Source organism: Flavobacterium sp. WC2421 (genome assembly GCF_040822115.1).
In the GTDB taxonomy this organism is placed as follows: Bacteria; Bacteroidota; Bacteroidia; order Flavobacteriales; family Flavobacteriaceae; genus Flavobacterium.
The window spans coordinates 843,317-858,497 of sequence record NZ_CP162004.1 but is presented as its reverse complement, the minus strand read 5'-3'; the positions used below and the strand labels follow the sequence as shown (position 1 = coordinate 858,497).

The 15,181-nt window shown below is 36.1% G+C and carries 8 protein-coding genes; 4 read left to right on the top strand and 4 right to left on the bottom strand.

Annotated features, from left to right (window positions below; translation table 11 throughout):
• The first annotated feature begins 165 nt into the window (after positions 1 to 165).
• The 4 genes from AB3G33_RS03545 (at position 166) to AB3G33_RS03530 (ending at position 6,039) form a co-directional block, all read left to right on the top strand.
• On the top strand, positions 166 to 768 hold the full coding sequence (locus AB3G33_RS03545) for a hypothetical protein (protein WP_367772639.1): 603 nt from the start codon (positions 166 to 168) through the stop codon (positions 766 to 768).
• The gene (gene mfd, locus AB3G33_RS03540; protein WP_367772637.1) at positions 761 to 4,135 is read left to right on the top strand and encodes a transcription-repair coupling factor; all 3,375 of its coding nucleotides are present in this window, start codon (positions 761 to 763) and stop codon (positions 4,133 to 4,135) included. Before AB3G33_RS03545 ends, mfd begins: the two co-directional genes overlap by 8 nt.
• A 106-nt stretch (positions 4,136 to 4,241) precedes the next feature.
• On the top strand, positions 4,242 to 5,171 hold the full coding sequence (locus AB3G33_RS03535; protein WP_367772635.1) for a helix-turn-helix domain-containing protein: 930 nt from the start codon (positions 4,242 to 4,244) through the stop codon (positions 5,169 to 5,171).
• Positions 5,172 to 5,271: 100 nt separating this feature from the next.
• The gene (locus AB3G33_RS03530) at positions 5,272 to 6,039 is read left to right on the top strand and encodes an SDR family NAD(P)-dependent oxidoreductase (protein ID WP_367772633.1); all 768 of its coding nucleotides are present in this window, start codon (positions 5,272 to 5,274) and stop codon (positions 6,037 to 6,039) included.
• A 94-nt stretch (positions 6,040 to 6,133) separates the two neighbouring features.
• Here AB3G33_RS03530 and AB3G33_RS03525 read toward each other — a convergent pair whose 3' ends face one another.
• The 4 genes from AB3G33_RS03525 to AB3G33_RS03510 all read right to left on the bottom strand — a co-directional run bounded on the left by AB3G33_RS03525 (position 6,134) and on the right by AB3G33_RS03510 (position 15,008).
• Positions 6,134 to 8,200 carry an alpha-amylase family glycosyl hydrolase gene (locus AB3G33_RS03525; protein WP_367772631.1) on the bottom strand — a complete coding sequence of 689 codons (2,067 nt, stop codon included), beginning with the start codon at positions 8,198 to 8,200 and terminating at the stop codon, positions 6,134 to 6,136.
• Between the two features lie 244 nt (positions 8,201 to 8,444).
• Positions 8,445 to 9,332 (bottom strand): type IX secretion system membrane protein PorP/SprF, encoded by an 888-nt coding sequence (locus AB3G33_RS03520; RefSeq protein ID WP_367772629.1) that lies wholly within the window; start codon positions 9,330 to 9,332, stop codon positions 8,445 to 8,447.
• A 17-nt stretch (positions 9,333 to 9,349) separates the two neighbouring features.
• Complete coding sequence (locus AB3G33_RS03515; RefSeq protein ID WP_367772627.1) at positions 9,350 to 12,733, bottom strand: gliding motility-associated C-terminal domain-containing protein; 3,384 nt, start codon at positions 12,731 to 12,733, stop codon at positions 9,350 to 9,352.
• Positions 12,734 to 12,848: 115 nt separating this feature from the next.
• Complete coding sequence (locus tag AB3G33_RS03510) at positions 12,849 to 15,008, bottom strand: glycoside hydrolase family 97 protein (protein ID WP_367772625.1); 2,160 nt, start codon at positions 15,006 to 15,008, stop codon at positions 12,849 to 12,851.
• Between the last annotated feature and the right edge of the window lie 173 nt (positions 15,009 to 15,181).

Genomic DNA, 15,181 nt, shown 5'->3' with positions numbered 1-15,181 from the left:
GAGTTTGCAAATTGTATAAATAAACACTTAAAATCATAATTGTATAAATCTTTTTTTGGCATTTTTAATGCTAAAAACGCAGTGTTTGAAGCTGAATTGTAATTCCTGTTTTCAGGCCTTTATTTATAAATTTACTTTGTAACTTTGTGCTTCAATGCAATTACGATGAAATATAAAATTATATATGCTTTTTTTACGGTGCTAATTCTTTCTTCATGTAAAAATGACAATCAAAAAAGAGTAGCTGAAAACGAAAAAGAAGTTAAAAAGAAGGAGCTTATTTTTTCTACTATAAATAAAGGTTGGGTTTTTTATGACACACCAATTAATGATGCTTCTGAAGCCAGTGTAGCGTCTTGGAATGAGTTCCGTCAATTTTTGGCTGAACTAGCCATTAAGCCCAAAAAGACTATTGGGGCATTTCAACAAAAATCGGCAGCCATTTCAAAGAAAGCGATGGCGTTGAATAACAATATTCCATATCAATACAACAAGCCTCAAATAAAAAGTAGGATTTCGACCTTGATTACTAAAGTTCGTATGTTAGACTTATTCATTCATTTAGACAATATTCCTGATCAAAAAGTCATTCATTTAATTGCTGAAATAAATAATGAACTGAGTTCCTTGCAAAGACAAATGGATAAAATTGTTGAAAAAGGCAAAATTCCAGTCGAAGAAGGAGAGTCTGAGTTAAAACAAATGATGGACGCTTCAAGAGCAATCCCAAACACCCCAATTGACCCAAATACCCCTCGCGTTGAGTAAAAAAAATCTATACAACACTTACGATAGTTCGCCTAAAACGAAACAAATTGTTGATTGTTTACAAGAAAATAATCAAGTAAAAATGCATCTTAGCGGTTTGCTTGGATCGGCCGTTTCATTTGTAATTCAAGCTTTATTCAAGAAAGCCGAACTTCCTTTTTTAATTGTATTAAATAATAAAGAGGAAGCCGCTTATTATTTGAATGATTTAGAGCAAATGATAGGCGATAAAGATGTTTTATTTTATCCAGGTTCCTATCGCCGTCCGTACCAAATTGAAGATACCGATAATGCGAATGTTTTGCTACGCGCTGAGGTGTTGAACCGCATCAATTCTCGCAAGAAACCAGCTGTTATTGTCAGTTATCCCGAAGCGCTATTTGAAAAAGTAGTAACCCGCAGAGATTTAGATAAGAACACACTAAAAGTAGCGGTTGGAGACCAACTTTCTATCGACTTTATCAATGAGGTTTTATTCGAATATGAATTTAAACGGGTTGATTTTATTACGGAACCAGGGGAGTTTTCGGTACGTGGTGGAATTGTAGATGTTTTTTCTTTTTCGAATGATAATCCGTACCGAATAGAGTTTTTTGGTAACGAAGTAGATAGTATTCGAAGCTTTGATGTAGGGACACAATTGTCTATCGAAATTCAAAAAAAGATTACCATTATCCCTAATGTGGAGAATAAAGTATTTCAAGAAAACAGAGAAAGTTTCTTGGATTATATTTCGGAAAAAACGGTAATTTTTATTCAAAACACAGAGGATTTATTTTCACAATTAGACAAACAATTTGCGAAAGCTGAAGAAGCTTTTGAGAAATTATCCAAAGATATAAAGCACGCAACACCAGAACAATTGTTTCTCAATCAATCGGCTTTTATCAAGAGAGCTTTAGATTTCTCGGTTGTAGAATTCAGTTCTAAAGCCATTTTTCGAACTACTAAAAAATTCGAATTCCACATTCAACCGCAACCATCTTTCAATAAGCAATTTGATTTGTTGTTAAATAACCTGAATGAAAATCATTTTAACGGATATAAAAATTATTTGTTTTGTTCGAATGAGGCCCAAGCCAAACGCTTTCATGATATTTTTGAAACCTTAGATGAAGCCAATTCTGAGAATATTCGAAAACAATACAGCACTATCGTTTTACCTTTGTACCAAGGTTTTATTGATGAAGAAAATCAAATTGCCTGTTATACCGATCACCAAATTTTTGAACGCTACCATAAATTTAGCATCAAAAATGGCTATTCGAAAAAACAGAATATCACTTTAAAAGAATTAACGACTTTGTCGGTTGGGGACTATGTGACGCATATCGATCACGGTATTGGGCGTTTTGGAGGATTACAAAAGATACAAGTTGAAGGCAAAACGCAGGAAACAATTAAATTAGTTTATGCTGATAATGATATTGTTTATGTGAGTATTCATTCGCTACACAAAATCTCAAAATATACGGGTAAAGACGGAACACCTCCTAAAATTTATAAATTAGGATCGAATGCTTGGAAAGTTTTAAAACAAAAAACTAAGGCCAGAGTCAAACATATTGCCTTCAACTTGATTCAGTTGTATGCCAAAAGGAGACTCGACAAAGGATTCCAGTTTGCACCAGATAGTTATTTGCAAAACGAATTAGAAAGTTCGTTTATTTACGAAGATACACCGGATCAAACTAAATCTACAGCCGAAGTAAAAGCGGATATGGAAAGCGACCGACCAATGGATCGGTTGGTTTGTGGAGACGTAGGATTTGGAAAAACAGAGGTGGCGATTCGTGCCGCTTTTAAGGCAGTTGATAATAGTAAACAAGTAGCGATTTTGGTTCCTACAACCATTCTAGCCTACCAACATTACCGAACATTTACCGAAAGGCTAAAAGACATGCCAGTTTCTATTGGGTACTTAAATCGTTTTAGAACAGCCAAACAAAAAGCAGAAACGCTAAAGTTATTAGCAGAAGGAAAATTAGATATTGTTATTGGAACACATCAATTAGTCAATAAAAATGTAGTCTTTAAGGATTTAGGTTTATTGATTGTAGATGAGGAACAAAAATTTGGTGTCAATGTAAAAGACAAATTAAAAACAATAGCAGCCAATGTGGATACGTTGACCTTAACGGCAACGCCTATCCCAAGAACCTTGCAATTCTCATTGATGGCAGCGCGTGATTTATCCGTAATTACAACGCCACCGCCTAATAGATATCCTATTGAAACGAATGTAGTAGGTTTTAGCGAAGAGCTAATTCGCGATGCTATTTCGTATGAAATTCAGCGTAACGGACAGGTTTTCTTTATTAATAATCGAATTGAAAACATTAAGGAAGTTGCTGGAATGATTCAGCGATTAGTTCCTAATGCCAGAGTAGGTATTGGTCACGGCCAAATGGAAGGAAAAAAACTCGAGGAATTGATGTTAGCCTTCATGAACGGAGAATTTGATGTATTGGTTGCAACTACTATCATCGAAAGTGGATTAGATGTTCCCAATGCGAATACCATTTTTATTAATAATGCCAATAATTTTGGATTGTCTGATTTGCATCAAATGCGTGGTCGAGTAGGGCGTAGTAACAAAAAAGCATTCTGTTACTTTATATGTCCTCCATATTCAGCGATGACAGATGATGCCAGAAAACGAATTCAAGCACTAGAACAATTCAGCGAACTAGGAAGCGGATTTAATATTGCCATGAAAGATTTAGAGATTCGTGGTGCAGGAGATTTATTAGGTGGAGAGCAATCTGGTTTTATAAACGAAATTGGTTTTGATACCTATCAAAAAATCATGAATGAAGCTATTGAGGAATTGAAAGAAAACGAATTCAAAGACTTATATCCTACCGAGAATAATATAGAAACCAAGGAATACGTAAAAGATCTTCAAATTGATACGGATTTTGAATTATTATTTTCTGACGAGTACATTAATAATATTAGTGAGCGTCTTAATTTGTACAATGAATTAGGAGCGATTAAAAGCGAAGAAGATTTACAGGTTTTCCAGAAAAAATTGATTGACCGTTTTGGTCCTATGCCACCACGAGCAATTGCTTTAATGAACAGCATACGAATCAAATGGATTGCTAGTGGAATTGGTATAGAGAAGCTAGTAATGAAACAAGGCAAGATGATTGGTTATTTTGTATCTGATCAACAATCGGATTATTACCAGTCGAATCGTTTTATGGCTGTGATGCAATTTGTTCAAAAACACAGTTCTATTTGTAAAATTAAAGAAAAAGAAACCAAGAACGGCTTGCGTTTATTGTTGACTTTTGAAAATGTAAAATCAACCAGAAGAGCCTTAGAGTTAATGAAAATGTTAGGTGGTATTGAAGAATAAAGTAACCGCTTAATATCCTTTGATAAATTAAATTAAAAGCTTCCAGTCTTAAATGATTTGGAAGTTTTTTTTATTCTTATATTTGATTTTTGCAAATCGACACCTCATGAAATTAAAATCCTTAGACGAGTTTTATAACGAAATCACCGATGGTACTACTACAGAACCAAATGCTTTATTGCCAGATGGAATCCAAAAAGAAATAGGACATTTCAATGTTTTTAATATCAAAGAACTTTATGAAAGATTAAAGGAAAAGTCATTTATGCCTTATGATCGAAGGGCCTATTATAAAATAAGTTTGATACGAGGAAAAAATAGAGTGGAGTATGCTGATAAAGTAATTGAAATTGAAAAGAATGCCCTTTTATTTGCTACGCCAAAAATACCTTATAACTATGTCCCACAGGATACCCAGCAGTCGGGGCATTTTTGTGTCTTTACCAGTGAATTTTTGACGAAGGACAAAATTGGAATTGAATTAGATAGCCTTCCTATTTTTCAAACAAATGGCTATCCTGTTTTCCAATTGACCGATGAAGAAGTCATTGAGGTTGATATGTTATTCAATAAAATTCATAAAGAAATCAATTCTGATTATGTGTATAAGTACGATTTGATTCGAAATTATGTTGCTGAGCTCATACACTTTGGACAAAAACTACAACCAGTAACGGCTTTGTATTCAAAACACAATTCGGCAGCTAGAGTTTCTTCGTTATTTTTAGAATTACTCGAAAGACAATTTCCCATAGAGTCGCCTCATCAACGATTAGAGCTAAAATCGGCCAAGGATTTTGCTGCGCGATTGGCTGTTCATGTCAATCACTTGAATAAAGTATTAAAAGAGAATTCAGGTAAAACTACAACCGAATTAATCAGTGAACGATTGATTTATGAGGCAAAGATTTTATTAAAAGAAACCGATTGGAACATTTCGGAAATTGCCTATTCACTGGGTTTTGAGGAACTGGCACATTTTTCCAATTTCTTTAAAAAACAAACTACATTGACGCCTTTGTCTTTTAGAGTTTAAAACGACATGATTTGAATTTTGCAAACTATGGATTGATATTTACAATTGATGAAGTGTACATCTGTATTAATTTTGTTCTATCAAATAAAAACAAATCAAAATGGAAAACAAAAAAAATAAAATCGCTCTAGTGACTGGTGGTAGTCGCGGATTAGGAAAAGAAATGGCTTTAAGTTTAGCTAAAAAAGGACTTGATGTAGTATTGACTTACCACAGTAAAAAGGAAGAAGCAGAAGTGGTTGTAGGTGAAATTGAAAAACTGGGACAAAAGGCAGTTGCAATTCAGTTGAATGTAGCGGAATCAAGTAGTTTTGATTCGTTTTTTCAAAATGTAACAACGGTTTTAAAAAGCACTTTTAATACGGATAAATTTGACTTTTTAGTTAATAATGCAGGTGTGGGAGTTCATGAAGGTTTTTTAACAACTACCGAGGCTCAAGTAGACAACATGGTTAATATTCATTTTAAAGGAGCATTTTTTCTAACTCAAAAAGCGTTAGCAGTAATGAATGACGGTGGTGGAATTGTAAATATTTCTTCAGGATTAACTCGTTTTTCATTCCCAGGTTATGCTGCTTATGCAAGTATGAAAGGAGCAATAGAAACCTTGTCCAAGTACCAAGCAAAAGAATTGGGAGAACGAAAAATAAGAGTGAATATCGTGGCACCAGGAGCTATAGAAACTGATTTTGGTGGCGGTGCAGTTCGTGACAATGAACAATTAAACCAAATGATTGCTGCAATGACAGCATTAGGAAGAGTAGGCTTGCCAGACGATATTGGTAGCGTAGTTGCTTTTCTATGTACAGATGATGCTAAATGGGTCAATGCACAACGAATTGAAGTTTCAGGCGGAATGAATTTGTAAAAATAAATTCAAATAAGCTAAACTATTTTGAAAATATAAAAGGGTGTATGAAAAGTAATTCACACACCCTTTTTTTAGTTAATAGTTTTTTTAACTATTTTATAATCAGTTTTTTGGTAGCGTCTAAATTATTCGAATGAATTGAAATAAAATACATACCAGTTGCTAAATTGTGATTAATTATTGTAGAGGTATTAATCTCTTTTGTAAATACAATTTTACCGTTCAAATCAGTAATTTTAACAGTTGCTATATCATTTTGTTCTAATTCAGGTAAGGCTATATTAAATTGATTGTTGGTTGCTGGATTAGGATAAATAGTAATCGAACTAATTAGGTCTTCTTCATTCGAAAGAGTTTTTGAATTTGATACTTTTGAAGTAGAAGTTCCAGCCGCTACAGCATTCAATTGCCATTGTGCACTATAAAAACTGTCTTGAGCACCAGAATATTGGGCCGCTCCCGTTTGTCCTTCTACATTGACAATACTTGCCGGCTGCCATTTATTTCTAATTCTGATCCAAGTTCCATCAATATATTCTGGAGTCCATTGCGCACTCGACCAACCTGCCGTAATTGCGCCACATTGTACAGAACCGGTTTGATTTTCGATGTGCATGAACTCTCCTGTACCTAGGTTTTTGAATTGAGTGTAACGACCATCAATCATTACTTTTTCCCATCGATAATTATTGTTTGCTACTGTTGCCCCATAGGCTACATTATTCCCCGCATCGTAGAGATAGGTTCCTTTCCATCTATTTTGAATTGTATAATAATAGAGGTTTGTGACAACAAGATATTGATAAGGATTCAAAGTCATTGTTGCTCCTGAAGTCAAGTTAATTGTTGTACCAGAATAGACTTCTTTATACGAGCCTGCCATGGTTGCTGGGACAACAAACGTAGATGATGAACCTCGGAGGTTGGTAAGAACAATAACTTTTTCGCTACCTGATGTTTTAGTAAAAGCACAAACATTGGTGTTTGAATAATTGGTCATTGTGCCACGTCTTATAGCTACGCTTGAATTTCTGAAATTTAGAATTTTAGTAAAATCATTTTTTGCGGTAGTGTTACCCCAATTAATTTTTACAGAGGTATACGGCCATGGAATTACCTGATTAAAATCTACTTCTTGTCCACTGGTTAACATAGGGACCCCTCGCATGTAAGCTGATACCAGAAAATTTGCAATTACTCCATCGTGACCTCCAAAAACATTCATGGCTGTTTCTGAAGTTTCGGTATCGTGATTAGCGGTATATCTAACCAGCTGCTGTGAGGCATTTGCCGAAGTGTATTCCGTATTTGTGGTCGTTTGAATTTGCGCAACAGAAGTGCCAGTATGTATAGGTTTCAGTGCCTCACCATACCATTTAAACCCAAAGTTCATGTCAAAACCGGAGGTGAAATTTTGTGCAAAGGTTCCTTCTGCAAAAAATATTAATTTGTGGGCACTAATTCCTCTTAAATTACTGATGGCTTGAGTCCAGAAAGCAGCAGGGGAATTGTCGGCAAAATCACAGCGATAGCCATCAATATTAGCAGCAAATACCCAAAAACGCATAGCATCAATCATAGCCGTTTTCATTGCTGTGCTGTTAAAATTTAATGCCGCGACATCAGGATAAGATCCTAATTGCTGAATTGCGCCGTTACTTTGAACATAGTAATCGGGATGTTGTGTAATCCATGGATGATCCCAAGAAGTTTGATTGGCAACCCAGTCCAAAATAACAGCCATTCCCCTGCTGTGAGCTGCATTAGTAAGGTTTCTTAAATCTGTTAAAGAACCATATTCAGCCCCTACTGTTTTAAACTCTTTGATACAATACGGTGAATTGGAACTTCTAGAGTCAGTTCCATATGGGTAAATAGGCATTAGATACAGTACATTAATACCGAGTGCTTTGATACGGTCTAAATCAGCAGTTACTGAGGCTAAATTTCCTGTCGCACTATGAGGGCGAATATGTACTTGATAAATAGTTGCATCTCTTGGATCTGGCACTCCTGTATATGGAGTTCCATACTGAGCAGGATCTTGAGCATAGATGGAGCTTGTAAATAAGATAATCAAAAGATTTAAACAAAGTAGTAGCTCTTTTGATTGGCTTAAACAGTTTATTAATAGTCTCGAAATGGTTTTTTTCTTCATTGGTTTTTTTTGGTTTTTTGGTTAATTTTAAAAAAAGTCGGTTTAATTGAGTTTTACTTTTCAAGCAATACTGTAATTAACACTATAGGGTTACTAGCATTAAAATCAATTAACTTTCCTTTTTGAAGGTTGTTAAGATGTATGCAAATGGGTTTGTATTATAATGTTAACGTTTAATTAAAAAGGAATTTTGAAATAAAAAAAACACCTCCTAAGAGGTGTTTTAAACAAAACTAAAATGAACTTAAAACGTATATTGTAGTAAAATTTCATTGGTATTTTTAGCACTAGCCATTGTTGAAATCGTACTCATTTCATAAGCATACCCAATGATGAATTTCTTGTTAAGAATAAAATTAGCCATTGCAGCATAGGCTTTATCAGTTCGGTATAATGCACCTACTTCAAAGTTTTGTTGTATTTGCAACATCGTGCTAATATCAACTGAGAAAGGTGTAGCAGTAGCATATCGAGCCAAAACAGAAGGTTTCAATATTAATGTCCCTGCTGGATTAAGATTAAAATCATAACCACCGCTTAGATAAATTCTAGGTTTGTTAGTTTCTAATGTTGCATATCCATTGTCATTTTTTGCGTTTTGGATATGTAATAATTTAGGTACCGAAAGCGAGACATAGAATTTTTCACTTTTTAATAGGGCACCGGCTCCAAAGTTAGGGTTAAACGTTTTGATGGAACCAAAAGCAGGATCTGATTCAACAGAATATAGTTCTAGCCCAGCTGTGTTTAGATTAAAATTAGTACCTCCTGCATTAATACCCAAATACAAATCCGTGCTTTGACTCATTTTTACTTTATATGATAAATTAATATCTACTGCTGTTTGTTTTTCTATAAAAGTAGAAGAATTGACAACAGCGATACCAAAGCCAAGATTATTTGCAATTGGCATTCCAAAAGAAACGGCTTGCGTTTTTGGGGCATTTGCTATTCCGCTCCACTGATTTCTTATGGAACTTGTAATTACGGTTTGCTCATCAACACCTGCATAAGCAGGATTGATAACGTTCATGTGGTATTTGTAAAAAGCAAATGAGCTTTCTTGTTGGGCAAAAACGGAACTACCAATTAAGAGTAGTGTGGTTGCCAATATGTAATGTATATTTTTCATGTTACTTTTTTTATAAATTATTTAGCAATGTAAATCCACCCTTGTTGATCAATAGAACCATCATTACCTAAATCAATTTGATAGAAATAAGAACCTATGGCTACAATTTTACCCGTGTTTTTGTATTCTCCATTCCAGTCATTCTGATAATCAGGAGAAAAATACACTTCAGCTCCCGTGCTGTTGAAAACACGAACAGATGAATTGGGGTGATTGATTAAATTATTTATAAACCAAGTATCATTTTTACCATCACCATTTGGTGAAAATCCTTCGGCTACATTTATTTCAACTAAGTCACAAGCATCGCCAATACCATCATGGTCAATATCTGCCTGATCTTGATTATACGTTGTAGGACAATTGTCATTGACATCTAGAATTCCATCAAAATCATGGTCTTCATTGTACACTTCGATAGAGAAGCTCTTTGATGTAGAACCTATTGCATTAGTTGCGGTTACTGTATAGTTGATAACATCAGTTTCGATTGTGGGTCTACCTGATACTGTTCCGTTAGCAGTATTTAAAATTAGGCCAAAAGGCAATGACGGATTTATACTAAAAGTCGAAATTGGATTTGAAATTACAGTTGGTACTACTGTTTCCATTACAATGTTTATGGGTAGTCTAAGGTCTCCTGTATAAGTTAGGTTTGTTGGTACACCTTGTATTTCTATACTAATTGTTTTGGAAGAAAAACCATAACTATTGGTTGCAGATACTGTGTAAGCACTTGCAGATTGAATGCTTGTTGGTGTTCCACTGATAATTCCAGTAACAGCGTCCAATTGCAATCCTTCAGGTAATGATGGATTTACCGTGTAAACAAGATTGCCAAGACCTACATCTACTGATGGTACTAAGCTCGAAATTGTTGTATTTGAAACAAAAATATTTGGGGTATTATAAGTTAATTTACTTGGTGCTGAAGGGATTAAAATACTATATTCTGCTGTCGTTTTATTAAAAGTAATATTGTAAGTGCCAGCTGTAGGCACTGTTATAGGATCAGCATCCACTACTGCAATTCCTGAAGGGAAAGCTGTTCCACCCCAGTTATAAGGCAATGTCCAAGCATGATTCCCTCTAAATTTTAGAGCACCAGGAATTAAAGAAACTCCATCAAGAGTATATAAGTTACCATCAGTAGTAATCATATCGGTATCCGTTACCCAAGCACCCGGAGTCGCATCACCAAAAATACTTATTACTTGATGATTTACTGTTGGAATCGCAATCGAATAAACAGCAGTTTCAATGTTAAAAGTAATATTGTAAGTACCAGCGGTTGGCACTGTTATAGGATCAGCATCAACAACAGCAGTTCCTGAAGGGAAAGCAGTTCCACCCCAATTATAAGGCAATGTCCAAGCGTGATTTCCTCTAAATTTTAGAGCACCAGGAACCAAAGCTACACCATTCAGCGTATACGTAATTCCATCGGTGGTAACCATATCGGTATCCGTTACCCAAGCACCTGGAGTCGCATCACCAAAAATACTGATTATTGGATGGTTTACTGTTGGAATCGCAATCGAATAAACAGCAGTTTCAATGTTAAAAGTAATATTGTAAGTACCAGCTGTAGGCACTGTTATAGGATCAGCATCAACAACGGCAGTTCCCGAAGGAAAAGCAGTTCCACCCCAGTTATAGGGTAATGTCCAAGCGTGATTTCCTCTAAATTTTAAAGCACCAGGAACCAAAGCTACACCATTGAGCGTATACGTAATTCCATCTGTGGTAGTCATATCGGTATCCGTTACCCAAGCACCTGGAGTCGCATCACCAAAAATACTGATTATTGGATGGTTTACTGTTGGAATCGCAATCGAATAAACAGCAGTTTCAATGTTAAAAGTAATATTGTAAGTACCAGCGGTTGGTACTGTTATAGGATCGGTATCCACTACCGCAGTTCCTGAAGGGAAGTCAGTTCCACCCCAGTTATAAGGCAAGTCCCAAGCGTGATTACCTCTAAATTTTAAAGCACCAGGAACCAAAGCTACACCATTGAGCGTATACGTAATTCCATCTGTGGTAGTCATATCGGTATCCGTTACCCAAGCACCCGGAGTAGCGTCTCCAAAAATACTGATTATTGGATGATTTACTGTTGGAATCGCAATCGAATAAACAGCAGTTTCAATGTTAAAAGTAATATTGTAAGTACCAGCGGTTGGTACTGTTATAGGATCGGTATCCACTACCGCAGTTCCTGAAGGGAAGTCAGTTCCACCCCAGTTATAAGGCAAGTCCCAAGCGTGATTCCCTCTAAATTTTAGAGCACCAGGAACCAAAGCTACACCATTGAGCGTATACGTAATTCCATCTGTGGTAGTCATATCGGTATCCGTTACCCAAGCACCTGGAGTCGCATCACCAAAAATACTGATTATTGGATGGTTTACTGTTGGAATCGCAATCGAATAAACAGCAGTTTCAATGTTAAAAGTAATATTGTAAGTACCAGCGGTTGGTACTGTTATAGGATCAGCATCAACAACGGCAGTTCCTGAAGGGAAGTCAGTTCCACCCCAGTTATAAGGCAAGTCCCAAGCGTGATTTCCTCTAAATTTTAAAGCACCAGGAACCAAAGCTACACCATTGAGCGTATACGTAATTCCATCTGTGGTAGTCATATCGGTATCCGTTACCCAAGCACCCGGAGTAGCGTCTCCAAAAATACTGATTATTGGATGATTTACTGTTGGAATCGCAATCGAATAAACAGCAGTTTCAATGTTAAAAGTAATATTGTAAGTACCAGTGGTTGGTACTGTTATAGGATCGGTATCCACTACCGCAGTTCCTGAAGGGAAGTCAGTTCCACCCCAGTTATAAGGCAAGTCCCAAGCGTGATTTCCTCTAAATTTTAAAGCACCAGGAACCAAAGCTACACCATTGAGCGTATACGTAATTCCATCTGTGGTAGTCATATCGGTATCCGTTACCCAAGCACCCGGAGTAGCGTCTCCAAAAATACTGATTATTGGATGGTTTACTGTTGGAATCGCAATCGAATAAACAGCAGTTTCAATGTTAAAAGTAATATTGTAAGTACCAGCGGTTGGCACTGTTATAGGATCAGCATCTACTACTGCAGTTCCCGAAGGAAAAGCAGTTCCACCCCAGTTGTAGGGTAATGTCCAAGCGTGATTTCCTCTAAATTTTAAAGCACCAGGAACTAAAGCTACACCATTGAGCGTATACGTAATTCCATCTGTGGTAGTCATATCGGTATCCGTTACCCAAGCACCTGGAGTGGCGTCTCCAAAGATGCTGACGGTTAGAAAAACTGCATTCTGTTTTTCAACTGAATGAAGTGGTGGCTTTTTTGCATTTGCAAAAGAGATTGTCAATAGACAAATAATAAAAAAGAGTAATTTCTTTTTCATGGTTTTTTGGTTTTAGTTAATAATCGTGGTTTTTGTGATGTTGTTTAATAAGCCCTATTACTAAAAGAAGATTTTGTAATAGGGCTTGTTGTTGTTGTTGTTGTTGTTGTTCAAATTACAGTTTTTTCAATCCCTTCATTTCTGAAGCATCCCCTTCTTTAATACTGATGGCAGTCCCTCCACCAGGAGCAATGTATTGTTTCAAAACACTTTTTGAAGTCACTATGATTTTTTGAATCGTATAATTTTGTGGTTTTTCATTCCAACTAGCATCTTTAGCATCTGCATAAACAGTTGCTATGAATTTTTTTCCTTTTGGTAAATAGTCAAAAGCAATAGTTGCCGTTCTTGAATTTTCATCAGTGATTCCTCCTACGAACCATTCATTTTTCCCTTTTGCTTTTCGGGCAATAGTAATGTAATCTCCAGGCTCTGCTTCTAGGATATAACTATTGTCCCAGTCTACTGCAACATCTTTTATAAACTGAAAAGCATCAGGAAAACGATTGTAATTGTCCGGAATATCAGCTGCCATTTGCAACGGGCTGTACATCGTCACATAATAGGCCAGTTGTTTTACCAATGTAGTGTTGACACGTTGATTCCCACCTGTTTTGTAATACGTAAGATCCGTTTGAAAAATACCGGGTGTATAATCCATTGGCCCACCCATCAAGCGAGTAAATGGTAAAATAGTGGTGTGTTCTGGAGCTAATCCTCCCATGGCTTCAAACTCCGTTCCTCGAGCTGATTCTTGAGCAACCCAGTTTGGATAGGTACGGTTTAATCCCGTAGGGCGAACTGCTTCGTGGCTGTCGATCATAATTTTATAATCGGCGGCACGCTCTGCAACATGTATGTAATGATTTACCATCCATTGTCCGTCATGGTGTTCACCACGCGGAATAATTTTCCCTACATATCCTGTTTTTACAGCATCATATCCGTTATCATTCATAAACTGAAAAGCACGATCTAAACGGCGTTCGTAGTTTGTTGCAGCTCCCGAAGTTTCATGGTGCATGATAATCTTTACCCCTTTTGAGGCAGCGTATTCATGAACTGCTTTTACATCAAAATCAGGATAGGCAGTTGTGAAATCAAAAACCTCTTCTTTCCAATTGTTAATCCAATCTTCCCAACCTACATTCCATCCTTCGATAAGGATGGCATCAAATCCATTTTTTGCAGCGAAATCAATATATTCTTTGGCATGTTCTGTTGTTGCGCCGTGTTTTCCATTTGGTGTAAGCTTAGTAAAATCTTGGCCAAGCTTCACATTGTTCTCTTTCCCATACGCCCATGTGCTTTTTCCAGCCACGAAGTATTCCCACCAAATTCCAATGTATTTCACTGGTTTTATCCATGAAACATCTTTGTAAGCAGTGGGTTCGTTGAGGTTCAAGATCAGTTTTGAAGCCAAAATATCAGTGGCTTTATCGCTTACTACGATTGTTCTCCAAGGCGTTTGTGTATCCGTTTGCATGTATCCTTTATTTCCAACGGCATCAGGCGTAAGATGACTGCTCATTTTAAAAGTGTTTGCATCAACGTTTAAAGACATCGCTGGGTAATTAATCAATGCAGCCTCGTGAATATTGATGTATAAACCATCCGAAGATTTCATCATCGATGGGGTTTGTACAGCTAGATTTTTTATAGGCCATTGTGAATTAATTTCAACGGTAGCTTTTTTCATCAAGGAAGGAATTTCTGAAATCTTTGATGTGGTATACGCATATTCATTGGTGTCATAATCTCCTGGAATCCAGAAAATTTTATGGTCTCCAGCCAATTGAAATTCGGTATGTTCTTCTTTGATTACAAAATAATTAAGATCATTTTGTTTTGGAAATTCATATCTAAACCCCAATCCATCATTGAACAAACGAAAGCGAATTCGGATGAAACGATTGTTGTTTTTGGCTTGTGCCAAAGTAACTACCAATTCGTTGTAGTTGTCGCGAATGGTTTTTTCCTCACCCATAACTGGGTTCCAAGAATCATCAACTGATTTTTGTTCCGTATTAGTAATGGAAAAGCCATCCATAAACGAAGGCACATCTTTTATTTCTAATCCCAAAGTACTAGGCTTGATTACAGGTTTTCCTTTATAAGATAATTGATAAGAAGGAACACCATTTGCTACAAGTTCAAATTTTAGAACAAGATTCTTATTAGGTGAATTTATTTCTTGTGCTTGTACCAAAAAAGGAGCAAGGAAAATAAATAAAAACAACTGATGTAGATTTGTTTTTTTAAGTTTAAAGGTCATTTTTTTATTTTTTTAATTAATAGAGAATGCAATTCTGGTTGTATTAAAAATCTCTTTTGAATGCGTAGGAGGAGTGCGAAAAGTTCCCATTGAATTTTCCCAGCAGCTTAGGAGTGGATTTTAGTCCCTCCTTAATAATTTTCGAATAGACACAACACACAAAGGCAAATAGT

Excerpts from the sequence above, each read along its gene's own strand:
- AB3G33_RS03545 (WP_367772639.1), top strand. The coding sequence starts at position 166 with ATGAAATATAAAATTATATATGCTTTTTTTACGGTGCTAATTCTTTCT.
- AB3G33_RS03535 (WP_367772635.1), top strand. The coding sequence starts at position 4,242 with ATGAAATTAAAATCCTTAGACGAGTTTTATAACGAAATCACCGATGGT.
- AB3G33_RS03530 (WP_367772633.1), top strand. The coding sequence starts at position 5,272 with ATGGAAAACAAAAAAAATAAAATCGCTCTAGTGACTGGTGGTAGTCGC.
- AB3G33_RS03525 (WP_367772631.1), bottom strand. The coding sequence starts at position 8,200 with ATGAAGAAAAAAACCATTTCGAGACTATTAATAAACTGTTTAAGCCAA.
- AB3G33_RS03520 (WP_367772629.1), bottom strand. The coding sequence starts at position 9,332 with ATGAAAAATATACATTACATATTGGCAACCACACTACTCTTAATTGGT.
- AB3G33_RS03515 (WP_367772627.1), bottom strand. The coding sequence starts at position 12,733 with ATGAAAAAGAAATTACTCTTTTTTATTATTTGTCTATTGACAATCTCT.
- AB3G33_RS03510 (WP_367772625.1), bottom strand. The coding sequence starts at position 15,008 with ATGACCTTTAAACTTAAAAAAACAAATCTACATCAGTTGTTTTTATTT.